This is a genomic window from Clostridia bacterium (assembly GCA_035561135.1).
Taxonomy (GTDB): Bacteria; Acidobacteriota; Terriglobia; order Terriglobales; family Acidobacteriaceae; genus DATMYA01.
Window position 1 is genome coordinate 17,384 of the sequence record DATMYA010000020.1, and the last position, 15,811, is coordinate 33,194.

Sequence of the window (15,811 nt, forward strand, 5' to 3'; positions counted from 1 at the left end):
AATCACAAAGCAGCGCAGCAAGCAGTCAATACTAAGCCACCCGCCGGAAGTCTAGCATCTCACCCTCTGCGATCTGGAGTCTTGCGGCTGAGTCCGAAGTACGAGGTCTTAAAGTCTGACATCCGCCGTCTGAGGTCTGCCTTACGCTCCTTTCCTTTTCTTTGCCATGACCCGCTCGCGCTCTTTTGCCGAGGTCGATCTCTTGACTTCACTTGTCCGCGACCGGGCGACGGTCGCCGGTCTGCCTTCCAATTCGGCCAGCGTCTCCGTCGAAGGCAGCTTCTGCTTCAGCTTCAGAACCGGTTCATACAGGTCGCCGAACTTTTCTGCGCGCACCAGCACCTTGTCATACGTAAACACCAGCAGCTCCGGATCTCCCTTCCTGAAACACTTCTCAACTTCTTCCCACTGCAACGGCGTTGAGACCGTAGGTTTCTCCTTCGCGCGCATCGAGTACACGCAGACCGTCGTCTTGTAATCGTCGTTCTGCGACCAGTCCACGAAAATTTTGCCTACGCGCAGAGCTTTCTTCATGTCGCTCACGACCAGCGCTGGATGTTGCCGCTCCAGCAGTCGGGCCACCTCGTGTGCAAACGGCTTGGTCTGGTTGTAAGTCACTGGCGTATTCAGCGGCACGTACACCTGCAACCCCTTCGACCCCGACGTTTTGGGAAAACTTTCCAGGCCCATCCGTCCGAAAACCTCCCTCACCCACAAACCCACCTCGCAACACTGCACGATGTTTGCCGGAGGGCCTGGGTCCAGATCGAAAACGATGAAGCATGGACGAATGGGATCGCTGGCTAAGGACAGCGACGTATGCATCTCGATATCGGCCAGGTTTGCCGCCCAGACCAGGGTTGGCAAATCCTGCGCCAGGCAGTAGTTCATCCACTTATTGTTTCCGGGACTCCAGATGGGCGCCACCTGTACCCATTCCGGACGATGCTTCGGGCAGTTCTTCTCATAGAAAAACATTCCGTTCACGCCATTTGGATACCTCTTCAGTGTCAGCGCGCGCTCCCGCAGATGTGGCAAGAGTACTGGAGCAATCCGCACGTAGTAGTCGATCAACTGCCCTTTGGTAAAGCCGGCCTCGGGATACATGACCTTGTCCAGGTTTGAAATCGTGACCTGTTTTCCTTGTATGTCGACTGTCGTTTCAGCTCTCGCCACGATTCGCTCCTCAGTAACCCACCAGCAACGATTTGCGCAGCCGTTTCAGTTGCGCCTCGCTGGCAGCCAAAGCTGGCCAAACACCTTCTCGGATGCCGGTATGTGCCAACCTGCTTCTCCAGTCCATCAACATCACAAATCAGCAACACACGTCGGTCGCGCTGGTGTCGTCCTCATCACCGCAACATATTGGTGTCATTCCACATCAAAGCCATGGTGCCAAACAGCGGACAGAAACCTCTGCCGGTCAGTAGCTCAATTGCTCCGGACTTTCCGGAAAAGCAGCGTCGTTTGTTCACGGAGGTACTCATGCTGATGAATGACCAGCGGGTGCCGTACGTCGTTTCCGGTGCATTTGCGCTGCAACAGCACACCGGAATCTGGCGCGACACGAAGGACCTGGACCTATTCCTCGCGGCGGAGGATGTTCCGGCGGCGCTCCGCCATCTGCAGGATGCCGGTTTTGAGACAGAGGTTTGCGATCCAGTGTGGCTTGCCAAGGCGCACCGCAACGATTTCTACGTGGATCTGATTACCGGCATGAGCAACGCAATCATTACCGTCGATCGCTCGTGGATCGAGCGAGGCTCACCAGCCGAGATTGTCGGCATTCCCTCGCGCGTTCTCGCCGCCGAAGAACTCATCGCATCCAAACTCTTTGTCACTTTCCGCGAACGATTTGACGGTGCCGACGTTGTTCACGTGATACATGGCACTGGCGGCAAACTCGATTGGGGTCGGATACTCACGCTTGTCGGCGAACATTGGCAAGTCCTGCTTTGGGCCATGATGCTCTTTCAATACACCTATCCTGCGCACACGCATTTCATTCCGCGACGGATATGGGACGACCTGTTGGCCCGGCTGTACCACGAACTCGACCATCCCGATCCTAGGGCGCAGTTCCGCGGAAGCCTGATTGATGAGAATATGTTTGCCATCGACGTCAACGAGTGGGGCTTCGAGAATTTAATCGAGAAGCGTCGCGACGCTCGCGAATTCAAAATCTGCAAACCGGCTAAAGAATCAGCCGCTTGAAGCTGTGACACGAGACCGCGACTATGAGGATCGCCGCCACCGCCGACCTGCACTTCACACCACAGAGTTACGACCGTATCCGCGAGCAGATGGGACGCATTCGCGACGAAGCTGACCTGCTCGTCTTAGGCGGCGACCTCACCAACTTCGGCCGCCCGCCGGAGATGGAGTCGTTGCTCAACGCTCTCGTGCGCCTGCGTGTCCCCATCGTCGCTGTGCTAGGCAATCACGATTACGAGAGCAACCAGCAAGAGGTACTCATGGAAATGATGACGGCCGAGGGCATCAAAGTCCTCGACGGCACCGCCTATGAGCGCGACGGCGTTGGCTTTGCCGGGACCAAGGGTTTTCTTGGAGGCTTCGGACGAGGCGTACTGACCGCCTTCGGCGAACCGGAAGTGAAGGCGTTCGTTCAGGCAGGCGTTGACGAGGCTCTCAAACTCGAGCGAGCGCTAGCGCAGATACGCGCCGAGAAGCGCGTGATCGTCCTGCATTACTCGCCCATTGCCGAGACCGTTCGTGGCGAGCCCGCAGAAATATTTCCGTATCTTGGCAGCTCGCGGCTGGCAGAGGTGGTCGATCGCCACGGTGCCAACCTCGTAGTACACGGACACGCCCACCACGGCACCAGTGCCGGTAAAACCACGGGCGGAGTCCCCGTCCACAACGTTGCCATCTCCCTGCTCCAGCAGCAGAACCCACCTGTCCCGTACCGCGTCTTCGAAATTTAGCTGCACGGGTTCGAACCGTGCAGTCGACCATGGACATCGCGGGCGTTTGACTTCCCCATCCGCCCCCAAGTAACTTCGTTATGCTCGGCAATACGCCGAATCTGTACGCACTGCGGAGGTTCGATGAAACGCCTTAAAACCAGCTTTTTCCTTCCGCTGCTTCTGCTCGCCGTACTCGCCGCTCCGCTTGTCGCACAGGACTTAGCATCGTTCGAAAAGCGCATCACCGTGCGAGAACTTCCGAACGGCCTCACCGTAATTATTTGCCGACGCCCGGAAGCGCCAGTTTTTTCTTTCAGTACGTTCGTCGATGCCGGGTCTGTTCAGGATCCCCGCGGCAAGACCGGCCTGGCTCACATGATGGAGCACATGGCGTTCAAGGGCACCGACAAGATCGGCACCACCAACTACACGGCAGAGAAGGCCGCCCTCGATCAGGTCGAAGCTGCTTATGCCGCTTACAACCGCGAGCGGCTGAAGCGGGTGGGTCGCGATGACAAGAAGGTCGCCGCGCTTGAGAAAGCATGGAAAGACGCCACGTCACGAGCCGACAAGTACGTCATCAAGAACCAGTTTGGGGAAATCGTCGAGCGTGAAGGCGGCGTCGGACTGAATGCCGGCACTGGATACGACGAGACTGAATACCTCTACTCGATGCCGGTGAACCGCACAGAACTCTGGGCGTACCTGGAATCCGAGCGCTTCCTGCATCCCACGATGCGCGAGTTTTACAAGGAGCGTGACGTCGTCATCGAAGAGCGCCGGATGCGGACAGATAGTCAGCCGATTGGCCGCCTCGTCGAGCAGTTCCTTGGTGCCGCGTTCAGCGCCAGCGCCTATCACAGGCCCACCGTCGGGTATATGAGCGATCTCAACGAGTTCTCTGCGACCGACGCGATTAACTTCTTCAAGACGTACTACGTGCCCAGCAACATGGTGGTTTCGGTCACCGGCGATGTCGATCCCGCCAAGATCATGCCCGTGATCGAACGCTACTTCGGGCGCATCCCCTCCGGCGCCAAGCCGACTGAATATTTCACTAACGAGCCGCCGCAGAATTCCGAGCGCCAGGTGATTCTTCGCGATCCGTCGCAGCCCTTTTACATAGAGGGCTACCATCGCCCCGACTACCGCGATCCTGATGACGCCGTTTACGATGCCATCACCGATCTCATGTCCAGCGGACGCACCTCGCGCCTCTATCGCTCGCTCGTGCGCGACAAGAAGATTGCTGCCTTTGCCGCCGGATTCTCAGGATTTCCCGGAACCAAGTATCCGCACCTGTTCGCTTTCTACGCAGTTCCCACGCCCGGCCACACGCCCAAGGAGATGGCGGACGGCATCCGCGCAGAAATCGAACGCCTCAAAACACAGGACGTCACTGACGACGAACTCAAGATGGTGAAGACACGCGCCAAGGCATCGCTCATTCGTTCGCTGGACAGCAACTCCGGCCTCGCCTCCAACCTCGCCACCATGCAAGCACGATACGGGGATTGGCGCGAACTCTTCCGGCAGGTCGATCGCATCGACCGCGTCACGAAGGAAGACATACGCCGCGTAGCCAAAAAGACCTTCGTAGAGAACAACCGTACAGTCGGCTTGATTGAAACCGCCGCTCCTGCCGCCTCCAATAAAGGAGGAAAGTAATGATGACAACTCAACGAAATCTGCTGACCATCAACGTTGTTTTTGGACTCCTGCTCTCGTCGGTGTCTCTCTTTGCGCAGACCGCAACTGCGCCGAAGGCTCCGCAGAACAACCCGACCGCCGCTCCTTCGCCGACCAGTGTGCCGCCTGCCACCAAGCCAACCATCAACGCGCCTGTCCCCAAGTCTTGGAAACAGATTCGCATTCCAGCACTGCCTGACTGGAAGCCGCGTCAGCCCAATCGCATAGAGCTCTCCAATGGCATGGTCGTATTCCTACAGGAGGACCACGAACTGCCTCTCATCGAAGGCTCGATGCGGATTCGTGGCGGCTCGCGGGTTGAGCCAGCAGCCAAGATCGGGCTTGTAGATACGTTCGGCGAAGTTTGGCGCACCGGCGGCACTGCCAGCAAGACTGGCGATCAGCTCGATGACTTTCTGGAGGCGCGAGCTGCGAAACTGGAAACAAATGGCGGTATTGACAGCACCACCATCGGCTTCTCCTGCCTTAAGCAGGATTTCAACGACGTCTTCGGACTGTTTGTAGAACTCCTTCGCGAACCGGCGTTCCGCGAAGACAAGATCGCTCTTGCCAAGGACCAGCTCAATACCGGGATTTCGCGGCGTAACGACGACAGCGGCTCCATCGCCGTTCGCGAGTCCACGCGCCTCGCGTACGGCAAGGACAATCCTTACGCGCGAATTCCCGAATACTTCACCGTTGCAGCCATTAATCGCCAAGACCTCGTCAATTGGCACAAGCAGTACGTTCACCCCAACAACATCATCATCGGCATCTCTGGCGACTTCGACGCCAAGCAAATGGAATTGCGCCTGCGCCAAGCGTTCGAGTCTTGGCCGAAAGGCCCGGAAGCTCCGAAGGTCAACATCGCCATAGAAGCCGCGAAGCCCGGCCTCTACGTCGTCAACAAAGAGGACGTTAACCAGAGTGAGATCCAAATGGTCGCGCCCGGCATAGTGCGCAGCAATCCCGACTACTTTGCCGTTAGCGTTATGAATGAAATCTTCGGCGGCGGGTTCTCGTCTCGTCTGTTCACTAACCTGCGCACGAAGAAAGGACTCGCGTACTCGGTCGGCGGCGGCGTTGGCTCAGGTTGGGATCATCCTGGCATATTCCGCCTGGCAATGGGTACGAAGAGCGCGAGCACTGTGGAAGCGATCCAGGGCCTCTGGGCTGAGGCAGAAGACATAGTCAAGAATCCGCCTACCGAGGTCGAACTGAAGCGTGGCAAGGACTCCATTCTGAACGGGTTCGTCTTCAACTTCGATTCGCCCGCGAAGGTAATGCTTGAGAAGATGCGCTATGAGTTCTATGGCTATCCTCTCGATTTCCTTGAGCGCTACCGCGCGGAGGTCGAGAAGGTCACTGTTGCGGATGTCGCTCGCGTGGCGAAGAAATATGTGCACCGCGACCAACTGGCAGTTCTCGTCGTAGGCAATGCCGGCGAGTTCGACAAACAACTCGCGGCACTTGGGCCGGTGACTCCCGTGGATATCACAATTCCAACAGGGGAAGCTCCCGCTAGCGGAGCAGGAGCAGCCGAACCCAGGGCGGCTGTCTCGAACCCTGGAGGCAAGCAGCTTATCGCCAAGGTCATTCAGTTCCTCGGCGGGGACGCCAAGTTGCAGTCCGTCAAGACTCTCGGACAGCGCGGCACTTCGCTACGCAAAACTCCGCAAGGCGAGTTGCCACTCGGCATCACCGGAACGGTGATCTATCCAGACCGCACGGCTGTCATCTACAGCATTGGCGGTCAGGAAATCCGCAACGTTGTCACCCCTGCTCTGGCGTTCGCCGCGATGCCGGACGGCGTTCGAGACATGCCGGACTCGATGAAAGAGGACAGCCTCAAGAGCCTCCGCCGCGACATCATCAACGTCGCGCAACACGCAGATGACCCGAAGTACCTCTTCGCCGCCAACGGCACCGAGAACCTTGACGGGAAGCAAGCCGCCATTTTCGACATCAATGCCGACGGTGCCGAAGCGCGCTGGTACATAGACCCCAATACCGGCGAGGTCCTTCGCAGCCTCTCAACAGTCATGGGACAAACCGGACCCGCCGAGCGAGAGGTGGACTACTCCGCATGGAAAGACTTTGGCGGCGTCAAGATGTTCACGGTGCGCACTCTGAAGGAAAACGGCCAGCAAATCGCCAGCGACACCATAGAGGAGTGGACGATTAACCCGCAGGTAGATCCCAAACTTTTCGACAAACCAGCACCGGCCAAACAAGCTCAATAGTCCCCGAGGCTTTATAAGCCCGTGCTGTTCCTGAAAGCAGTTGCCAAGCAATAAGAAACAGGGGCCTAAGCCCCTGTTTACTTGTTCCAAGTATCGCCCCGGCAATCGAGAACTAAGCTTCACTCTCCGGTTCGTCATCGCCGAATATCTCGTCGAACGATGAACGCGTCGCAATCTCAACGGAACTGACGATATCGCCGCTCTTCTTGCCTTCTGCCTTCTGCTTCTTACGTTCCAACTTCTCGCGCTGCTTTTCCTGACGCGAGCGTTCCTTTTGCCGTTTGTTAAAGGTCGCGCGACCTGCACCACCAGCCATAAAAATACCCCCGAAATTGTTTTTGTTCAGCCGGTTGGACTCGCGTGAGAGTGGCTGGGCCTTACGCTCACGCGCATCTCCGGTTATTTAGCGGCGGGCGCGGTCGAAGCGCTTTCCGTTTTCGTACTGCCTTGCGCTTTCGCCTTTACAACCAACTCGCGAAGCCGCTCGCGGAGAGCAATTCTCTTTTTACGTAAACGGTTGAATCTCGCTTTATCGCCAATGTTTCCAGACATACACGCTCCTGTCAGCACAAACCGCCGTACAACACCGGGTCCAGACTGGGATTCCCCTCAGTGCCCGCATAAGTTCAGAGGAGTTCTAAATGACGTGTTTGGCGTGCGTTTGCGCGCCGTCAGTCAGAAGAAAGTCGCGCAGGCGAAAGGTCGACCTTTGCGGTGCTTCTCAGCGGTCAAGTGGTGTGCTAAGTATACCGCATTCGATGCCATTCTGGACTCAACAGCGTATTGCAGCACGACGTTTCGTTTCTGACCGAAGACCGACTCTGCCGGCGGCGTAGTCGAAGGATCCCTACAGTGACGCCAAGTTCGACAGCAACTAACGAATGAAAGCCGCCCGCCCTAATTGACAGTCTGAAGGGCTGACGTTACCTTATCCCACAGCGAAGAAACGGCGAATGTAAGTTACTCCGCTTACATTCTTCTCCCCTATGTCCGCAGCAAACGCACACGACTATCTATTTCGTCTGCCACAAGCGAATGACGAAGCCGCAGCGTTCAGTTCACCCGCGCAGACGCTCGACCTATTGAGCAAGCTACCGTTTTACGGGCGAACGGAGCACCTGGACGCTGAACCTGCGTGTCGTCTGAACCACGGTAGTCAGTATCGGCATGTGCCCTAGACGGCGATAATGGCAAGCACCTCACCATGGAGTTTGCGTGGATTCTGGCGTAAAGAGTGCGTTGCGGAGCTTCTTCGTCCCAGGCGGAGCCTTGCTCGCCGGCATCGTCGGACTGCTGCATGCCCGCGTACTCATCATCGCCAGCGCGCAGGTAGCCGACTTCTATTGGTACGTGGCATTCGCGGCAGGAGCGCTGCTTGCCTGGCGGTTCCAGTCTGTTCGCGCGTTGTTCCTGCTGATCGTGTTTGCGCTTGCAACGCTTGCGCCGGCCGTGCTTACCGGTAACGTGGTGCTCAGTGCGGTAGCCATCCTGCTCCCGCTCGACCTGATCTTGTTCTCGCTCCCACAGGAGCATGGATTTTCTGTCGCGGACTTTGCGATTGGGTTCGCCTTCCTGTTCTTGCAGTTTGTGGCAATTGCCCTGCTCGCGCGTCCTGAACTGAGCAACGCCTCCAAGGTGCTCGATCATTCGTTCAGCACTGCGCCATGGATGCATCAAGGGATTCCGCAAGTGGCATTGCTCGGCTTTGCGATCGCACTTCTAACTTTCCTCGTACGTTACTTGCTGCATCGTAGCCCGATCGAAACCGGATGCTTTTGGGCAACTGCATCTGCGTTCGCGGGAGTTCGCGCCGGAAGCAGCACTATGCGCACGTTCTACATGGCAACTGCCGCAGTGTTGATCGGCGTGGCGCTTGTTGAGCACTCCTATCGCATGGCCTTCCAGGACGAGTTAACCGGCTTGCCGGCAAGACGCGCTTTCAACGAGGCGGTTCGCAAGCTGCGCGCCGACTATGCTGTCGCGATGGTGGACATAGACTTCTTCAAGAAATTTAACGACGAGTTCGGGCACGATACGGGCGATCAGGTATTACGCATGGTCGCATCCCGAATCGCTCGTGTCGGCGGAAGCGGACAAGCCTATCGTTTCGGTGGTGAAGAATTCTGTGTGCTGTTTGCAGGCACATCGATTCAACAAGCATTCGCATTAATGGATACAGTTCGGCAGGAGATTGCCGATAGCAGATTCGTCGTTCGCGGGCCTGATCGTGATATCCGCTCCAGCGAACACCGGAGTGCGAAGGAACGACGAGGTATGCGAGACGTCCAGGTCACCGTCAGCGTCGGAGTTGCCACCCCAACCGCCCGCACCTTCCACGTCGATGAAATTATCGTGCTGGCTGACGAAGCGCTCTACGCGGCCAAGCGCAATGGACGGAATCGCGTCCAGAGTTCAACCGCCTCCAAGCCCACTCCCACTCTTTCCCGTTAACAGTTTGCGCGCAGTTCACGCCTCGCCGATTCCGTGACAAATGATGAGGAAGTACCGGCGGTTATGCCGCCCGTGATTTCTCACTGAGAGCGCGACGGATTTGCTTCAGGTCATCAATGAAATGTGCCATCTCAGTTCGACGAGCCTCGTCATCGATGCGCGCAGAATCGACGTCGGATGAACCGTGGCCATCATCAATAGCCCGGCTCCCAAGCGTATGATTTGGCCGCGATGCTGCGTTACCTTGAATGTCCGACCAAGCAGCGCTTGCGCAGCGGTCGCACCAAGGCACACGATGACCCTGGGGCGAACGACGACAATTTCTGAGTCGAGCCAAGAACGACAGGCAGCGATCTCAAATGAGTTGGGCTTTTTATGGATACGGCGCTTGCCGCGCGGTTCCCACTTGAAGTGCTTGACCGCATTTGTGACGTACACCTGTTTGCGATCGATTCCGGCGGCAACGAGGGCGCGATCGAGCAGCGCACCAGCAGGTCCCACGAAGGGCTTTCCCGTGAGATCTTCCTTGTCGCCTGGCTGCTCACCGACAAACATAACCTTCGCGCGGTGCGCACCGTCTCCAAAAACCGTCTGCGTTCCGCGCAGCCAAAGATCGCAGCCGCGACATGCCTTTGAAGCCGTTTGCAGCGCGGGTAAGGTGAGTTCATCCGGTAAGAAGTCTGCTGCGGAAATGTCCTGCTCAAAGCGCTTCGGCATCTCTTAGAGGATGCCGCTATCGCGCCTTCGGGTTATCGCTTCTCTTCTTAACTCATGACAAGGTTTGCAAACAAGGCCGCGTCATCCTGAGGTTGCGTTGCTTTGGCGCAACCGAAGGATCTGCTTCGTTTCAGCAACAGCACAGAGCAGATCCTTCGCTTCGCTCAAAATGACTCTTCTCTTCCAGGTCGTTGCAGACGCCTACTGCTTGGACGCGCCCGCATACTCGCGTTCGCGAACACGTACCTCGCCTTCCTTCACAATGCCCCTGGGATCGAACGACTTGCCCGTGATCAGTCCAAGCACGAACCAGCCCAGGATGACTGCGCCGATGGCGAATGCGGTGTCGCCGAACATGCGCATCCAGCGCAGCTTGTTCATGAGGCCGGATTGCAGGAACTCAGCCGAACGCGCGTACCAGGTGCCGAACTCGACAGAAGCCCACGCCTGCATAAGTCCGATAGGCAGCATGCTGAGTAGGACCATGGCAAGCAGTCCGCCGTTGATGAGCCAGAAGGCCATGGCGAGCGGCTTGTCTTTCCATGCCATGCCGGGACGCAGCGCCCGCAAGCAGAACAGCATGAGCCCGAGGCCGAGCATGCCGTATACGCCAAACAGCGCGGTGTGTCCGTGGACCGGCGTGGTGTTGAGGCCCTGCATGTAGTAAAGCGCGATTGGCGGATTGATGAAGAAGCCGAAGAGGCCTGCGCCAACAAGGTTCCAGAACGCAACGGCAACGAAGAAGTAGATGGGCCACTTATAGGCCGAGACCCAACGCGCCTTCTCTGTGCCGCGCGAGAGGCGAATGTTCTCCCAGGCCTCAAAGCCGACGAGGACGAGTGGCACGACTTCCAGCGCGCTGAAGACAGCACCGAGTGCGAGGACCGAAGTCGGCATGCCGGTGAAGTACAGGTGATGGAAGGTACCGATTATCCCTCCGCTCAGGAATATAACGGTCGAAAAGAGAACGGCGCGAGTCGCTGTGCGGACCGAGAGCAGGCTGAGTCGCGAGAACAGGAACGCGATCACAACTGTGGCAAAGACTTCAAAGAAGCCTTCTACCCACAGGTGAACCACCCACCAGCGCCAGTACTCGGCGGTCACGATGTGGCTGCGCTGGCCGTACATAAGGCCTGCGCCATAGAAAAGCGGAATCGCAACGCTCGACGTAAGGAACAGCGCAAGCAGGTTGCGGTCCTGACCACGACGCATGAGCGCCGGCTTCATCGCGCGCCAAACGAGCCAGAGCCAGAAGATGAGTCCGCCGAAAAGCGCGATCTGCCACACGCGGCCAAGGTCAACATACTCGTATCCCTGCGAACCGAACCAGAACCAGAGCTTGCCAAGCTTCTGCTGTATGCCCAACCACTCGCCCACGAGCGAGCCGACGACAACGAGCAGGACTGCGCCGAACAGAATGTTGACTCCGAGGCGCTGACCTTTAGGCTCGTGGCCGCTAACGGCAGGAGCGATGAAGAGGCCGGTCGCAAGCCATGAGGTCGCGATCCAGAAGATGCCGATCTGCAAGTGCCACGTGCGTGCGATGGAGTACGGCAGCCAGCGATCGAGCGGAATTCCGTAGAAGCCTGAGCCTTCGACCCCATAGTGCGCAACGATTGCGCCCAATGCAACCTGCACCACCCAAAGCGCCGCTACCACGAAGAAGTACTTCACGGTTGCGCGCTGCGATGGCGTTGGACTCAGACCGAGAAGCGGGTCCCTGGCCGGAAGGTCATGGGGCTTCGTATCGTGATCACGCGACGCGAAGTACCAGACCATACCTCCAATGCCGCCGAGCAACAGCACAAAGCTGATCACGCTCCAAACGACGGACGAGCCCGTGGGGCGATTGCCAACGAGTTCTTCATGCGGCCAGTTCTGCGTGTAACTGATGTTTTGGCCGGGCCGATTGGTGGAGGCGGTCCATGCTGTCCACCAGAAGAATGAGGTCATCTCCTGCTGCTTTGTTGCATCGGTGAGCGCGGCACGCGGGATGGCGTATTCGTTGCGCCCATTTCCAAAAACGTCGCCGTAATAAGTAGACAGATATTTGTAGGCCTCTACGCGGACAGGATCTATCGTGATTACGTCCCTCGTCGCGTCATAGGTGTTGGTGCGCATCGTGTTCTCAAGACGCGCCTGCAAAGAAGCCTTCTGCTCAAGTGGAAGGGCGTCGTACCCGGTGACACCCTGCTGCTGAGCCCAACGGTCCAGGATGAATACTGCTTCGCGATGAAGATAGTCGGCCGTCCAATCGGGCGCGACGTAAGCGCCGTGTCCGAAGATGGACCCTATCTCCTGTCCACCAATCGATTGCCAGACGTTCTGGCCATTCATGATGGTTTCGCCGGAGAAGACGACGTGGCCATCGGTTGAAACAACCTGGGACGGGATGGGCGGCTTGGACTGAATGCCTTTGTACCCAACCACGCCGAGAACTGCGAAGGAGGCTATGAGAACGATTCCCAAGGCTATCCAGAGTTTGCGGTATTCCAAGTTGAAGCTCCTTTTGAACAAGCTTTTCTGCAATGCGCTTCTATTCAGTCATAAGGTGCGCCGGGCGTCGTACGAATGTGAGGAGCAGGTTGACTGCAAACAGAGTGACGCCGGTTAACTCAATCACGGCCGATACCGGTAGTACCTTCCAGGCCCACTGCGCGAGGTCTTGATAGGCAAGAACCTCAGAAGAGACACGAAGAATGCAACCAAGCGTAAGTACAGAAAGCCCCAAGAACATGAGCCTGGGGCTGAATAGCAGGCGCATGCCGCTAAAAGCGGGTAACACACGCTGACCAATGCTGAACACCATGATGGATAGAAATCCCACCGTGAGCGCGTGACGCGAAGCGCCCCATATTCCTGAAGCGTTGCGAGTTTGAGCAGCCCAGATGCCAAGCGCGGCGGCCACGAGCAGCCACACGTAAGCACTGCGCACAAACAAGGGAAAACTGCTGTGAACTCCCTTGACCTTGGGTGGGTACAGCGAGGGCTCGTACAGCCGCAACGATACGCCAGCCAGCACTGCGGCGATAAACAGCAGAACCGTTGCAAGCCCAAAGACGCCGAACAGCGCGAGAACCACGCCTGCAATGTTGAGGGCAACGGCACCGGAAAGCAGCCGCATGTTCAACGGTCGGAGCCCAAGGAAAACTGGCAGCCACTTAGCACTAAATCCCCAAACGAACGAGACCAGAAATCCCCACGCACATAGAACGAGAAAGCGCTGATCGAACTCGTACGGGAACGCAGGGTCAGCCCCGCGCAGCGCAAGGTAGATGCTTGCGCCAAAGTTCATGACGAGCGTTGCCAGAAATCCGATAGCGCCGACGACCACGATCCATATCCAAGGATCCAGGCGTTTCTTTCCGGCGTCGTCTGGCTTCGGTTCGTGAGTGGAGACAGCGCGGAAAAAAATCAGAAACGCAGCAAGCTCCATGGCCGCCGAGATGGGCAGCGCCGCGCGCCACTGCCACTGATAAACGTTGGTGAACCAGCGGATTGCGACACCGGTAACCCAGAGCGCGGCACACGTCCATCCGCGGCTCAGCGCGAAGCGCGTGCGCACTGTTGGGATGGAGTAGAAGCCTATGCCGAGAATGAAGCTGCCCACCCAGCCGAATATCTGAGCATGTCCATGCGCCTGTATCCACGCTGGCGAGATTGCTTCTGCGGCGTGGCGACTGCTGATCGAGATGAGATTCCAGACGCCAAGAAACGTCCCCGGAAGCAGCATGAAGACGAGACCCGAGACGATATAGAAAACGAGAAGGCGAGAGAGTGCCTGTTCGCGCAACTTGCTACGCGCGAAAATCTCCTCGGCGCTCTCCTGCCCTGCCGGTCTTCGGCTCTCGATGTTGATGAGTCGGTCGCTCATGGCTATTTCCAGTTACACCAGTGAACTGACTTCAGCGTTGCATAATCGACTACTTTTCGACCGGGCAGCTGTGCCCACACCCTGAAACCGCACCTGCATAGCGAACGTCTTCGATGGAAATAGCGCGCGGGAACAGGATGTTGTTTTCAAGGTGAATGTGCTGGTGCAGGTCAGCCTCAAAATCGGCAAGCCCCTCGTACAGAGCGTGGAAACTCATGCAGCCATCTGCGGGGACGGTGTAGTCGGAGGTGAGCTGGCGCATCCGTCGAAGGGCGTCACCGGCGCTATCGTGCTCAGACATCATCATGCGGACGGGGTTCTGCACGGAACCGAAACTCGGCGGCGGTGCTGGCTCTTTCGCGACGGCGGCTTCTTCCATGCGAACGATGTATGGGAAGAGAACCTCTTCTTCCTTCATGAGGTGCATGGTGAGTTCCTGCGAGAGCGCGGCGAAGACGGGTTGCACTTGGGGGACTTCCGGATGATTGGGGCCATGCTTTGCCGCGACCTTTCCGAGCAGGTGTTCGAGGCGCGGCAGTTCATCGCGTACATAGTTGTGGTGTCTGGTCACGATGTGCGCGATAAGATCGGCAAGTGGCATGGTTCTGTAGTCGGACTGGCCCTCGCTGAGATGCTCGCGCTCGCTCTCGGCGCGAGAGAGAGTGTCCAGAACGGTTTCCACTGGCAGCTTGGCCGCGGAGCAAACTTCGACGAGCGTCTTGCCGCCGCCGCAGCAGTAATCGATTCCGAATTTTTCAAAGACGCGGATTGCGCTCGGCAGTTCCACCGCGAATTCCCGGACAGTCTTGTTGGCGTCGAGTGTCATTTGAGTCATCTCCATTGCTCCTTGAAATTGGCTCCCCGATACCGAAGCACCGGGGACGCCATATCAGGAGGTATGCCTCGCGGGCTGCCTCTCCCCGGACAAAGCCGGAACAGACAGGAACCGCTCGTTGCATGAACTCTAGGGGAGGCGAGAGACTCGCTCTATGACCAAAGTCACGGGAGAAGCATTAATGTCAGAAATGGGTCGTGAGGCGATGGAACGGGTAAGCCTGCAGCACGGAAACACACGAGCAGCAAGCACCGGCCAAATTCTTCGCTTCGCTCAGGACAAGCCTCGCCGCCCATAGTGGACTACTCGCTGGTTTCTAATTCAGCTGTAAGCCTTTTCAGATCAGCGATAACGACGCTGCGACCGTCCATACGAATGATCCCTTCGCTTTGAAAACGGCTGAGATTGCGAGAGACGAGCTCCCGCACGGTTCCGATTTGAGCCGCAAGTTCCTGGTTGTTTGCGGGAAGCGTGATCTCGATCCCATCTTTGCCAGGCTTCCCTTCCACCTTGGCCAGGCGCACGATCAGCGCGGCGAGTCGATGCCGGACTGTGGTGAACGAAAGCTCCTCAATAATGCCGACAAGACGGCGAAGACGGGCGCCAACAACGCGCAGCACTTTCAGCGCGACCTGCGGATGCTGAAGACAGAGTGCCTGGAAATCCTGTTTGCTCACGAACAAAAGCGTGCTTTCACTGAGCGACTCCGCGGATGCGGGGTACGGGCCGCCGTCGAAAACGGGCAATTCGGCAATCGAGCTACCCGGGCCGTCAATCGAGAGGACCTGCTCGCGTCCTCCGGCAGAACTCTTAAAGATTCGCACATTCCCACTCTGCACGACGTAGAGTCCGGCGCATGGGTCGCCTTCGGCGAAGATGAGTTCGTTCGAACCGTATTGGCGCTCAATGGCGCGCTCGGCAATGAAGGCAAATTCGGAGTCAGTCAGGCTCGAAAATACCGCGACCTGGCGCAGGGTGCTGTTCTTAGTGGGCGAGGTTTTGAGGTCGGTCATTGCCGGAACATTGTATAGCAGCGTGTATAGCGGCGTGTTGGCGAGGGTGAGGATTGTTACGC

At 57.6% G+C, this 15,811-nt stretch carries 12 protein-coding genes; 5 read left to right on the plus strand and 7 right to left on the minus strand.

The annotated features are described in order from the left end of the window. Positions 1–141: 141 nt before the first annotated feature. The gene (gene ligD, locus VN622_05610; GenBank protein HWR35330.1) at positions 142–1,176 is read right to left on the minus strand and encodes a non-homologous end-joining DNA ligase; all 1,035 of its coding nucleotides are present in this window, start codon (positions 1,174–1,176) and stop codon (positions 142–144) included. A gap of 192 nt (positions 1,177–1,368) precedes the next feature. Here ligD and VN622_05615 point away from each other — a divergent pair, with 192 nt between their 5' ends. The 4 genes from VN622_05615 (at position 1,369) to VN622_05630 (ending at position 6,859) form a co-directional block, all read left to right on the plus strand. After that, a complete protein-coding gene (locus tag VN622_05615) occupies positions 1,369–2,214 on the plus strand; it encodes a nucleotidyltransferase (GenBank protein ID HWR35331.1) in 846 nt (281 codons plus the stop codon). Between the two features lie 23 nt (positions 2,215–2,237). After that, positions 2,238–2,945 carry a metallophosphoesterase gene (locus VN622_05620; GenBank protein ID HWR35332.1) on the plus strand — a complete coding sequence of 236 codons (708 nt, stop codon included), beginning with the start codon at positions 2,238–2,240 and terminating at the stop codon, positions 2,943–2,945. 123 nt (positions 2,946–3,068) lie between these two features. Continuing rightward, positions 3,069–4,595, plus strand: a complete 1,527-nt coding sequence (locus VN622_05625; protein HWR35333.1) for a pitrilysin family protein — start codon at positions 3,069–3,071, stop codon at positions 4,593–4,595. Then, a complete protein-coding gene (locus VN622_05630) occupies positions 4,595–6,859 on the plus strand; it encodes a pitrilysin family protein (protein HWR35334.1) in 2,265 nt (754 codons plus the stop codon). Before VN622_05625 ends, VN622_05630 begins: the two co-directional genes overlap by 1 nt. 112 nt (positions 6,860–6,971) lie before the next feature. On the opposite strand, the gene VN622_05635 is transcribed toward VN622_05630, so the two are convergent. After that, entirely contained in the window at positions 6,972–7,175 is a 204-nt protein-coding gene (locus VN622_05635; protein ID HWR35335.1) for a hypothetical protein, read from the minus strand. A gap of 899 nt (positions 7,176–8,074) precedes the next feature. Between VN622_05635 and VN622_05640 the strand changes: the two genes are divergently transcribed. After that, on the plus strand, positions 8,075–9,310 hold the full coding sequence (locus tag VN622_05640) for a GGDEF domain-containing protein (protein ID HWR35336.1): 1,236 nt from the start codon (positions 8,075–8,077) through the stop codon (positions 9,308–9,310). Positions 9,311–9,415: 105 nt separating this feature from the next. On the opposite strand, the gene VN622_05645 is transcribed toward VN622_05640, so the two are convergent. The 5 genes from VN622_05645 to VN622_05665 form a co-directional block, all read right to left on the minus strand. Continuing rightward, complete coding sequence (locus VN622_05645) at positions 9,416–10,027, minus strand: UdgX family uracil-DNA binding protein (protein HWR35337.1); 612 nt, start codon at positions 10,025–10,027, stop codon at positions 9,416–9,418. Positions 10,028–10,228: 201 nt separating this feature from the next. After that, entirely contained in the window at positions 10,229–12,523 is a 2,295-nt protein-coding gene (locus tag VN622_05650) for a nitric-oxide reductase large subunit (protein HWR35338.1), read from the minus strand. 40 nt (positions 12,524–12,563) lie between these two features. Next, the gene (locus VN622_05655) at positions 12,564–13,901 is read right to left on the minus strand and encodes an NnrS family protein (protein HWR35339.1); all 1,338 of its coding nucleotides are present in this window, start codon (positions 13,899–13,901) and stop codon (positions 12,564–12,566) included. 49 nt (positions 13,902–13,950) lie between these two features. Continuing rightward, positions 13,951–14,736: an iron-sulfur cluster repair di-iron protein gene (gene ric / locus VN622_05660; GenBank protein ID HWR35340.1), complete on the minus strand. Its 786-nt coding sequence runs from the start codon at positions 14,734–14,736 to the stop codon at positions 13,951–13,953. A 302-nt stretch (positions 14,737–15,038) separates the two neighbouring features. Continuing rightward, entirely contained in the window at positions 15,039–15,749 is a 711-nt protein-coding gene (locus tag VN622_05665; protein ID HWR35341.1) for a Crp/Fnr family transcriptional regulator, read from the minus strand. Positions 15,750–15,811 lie beyond the last annotated feature (62 nt).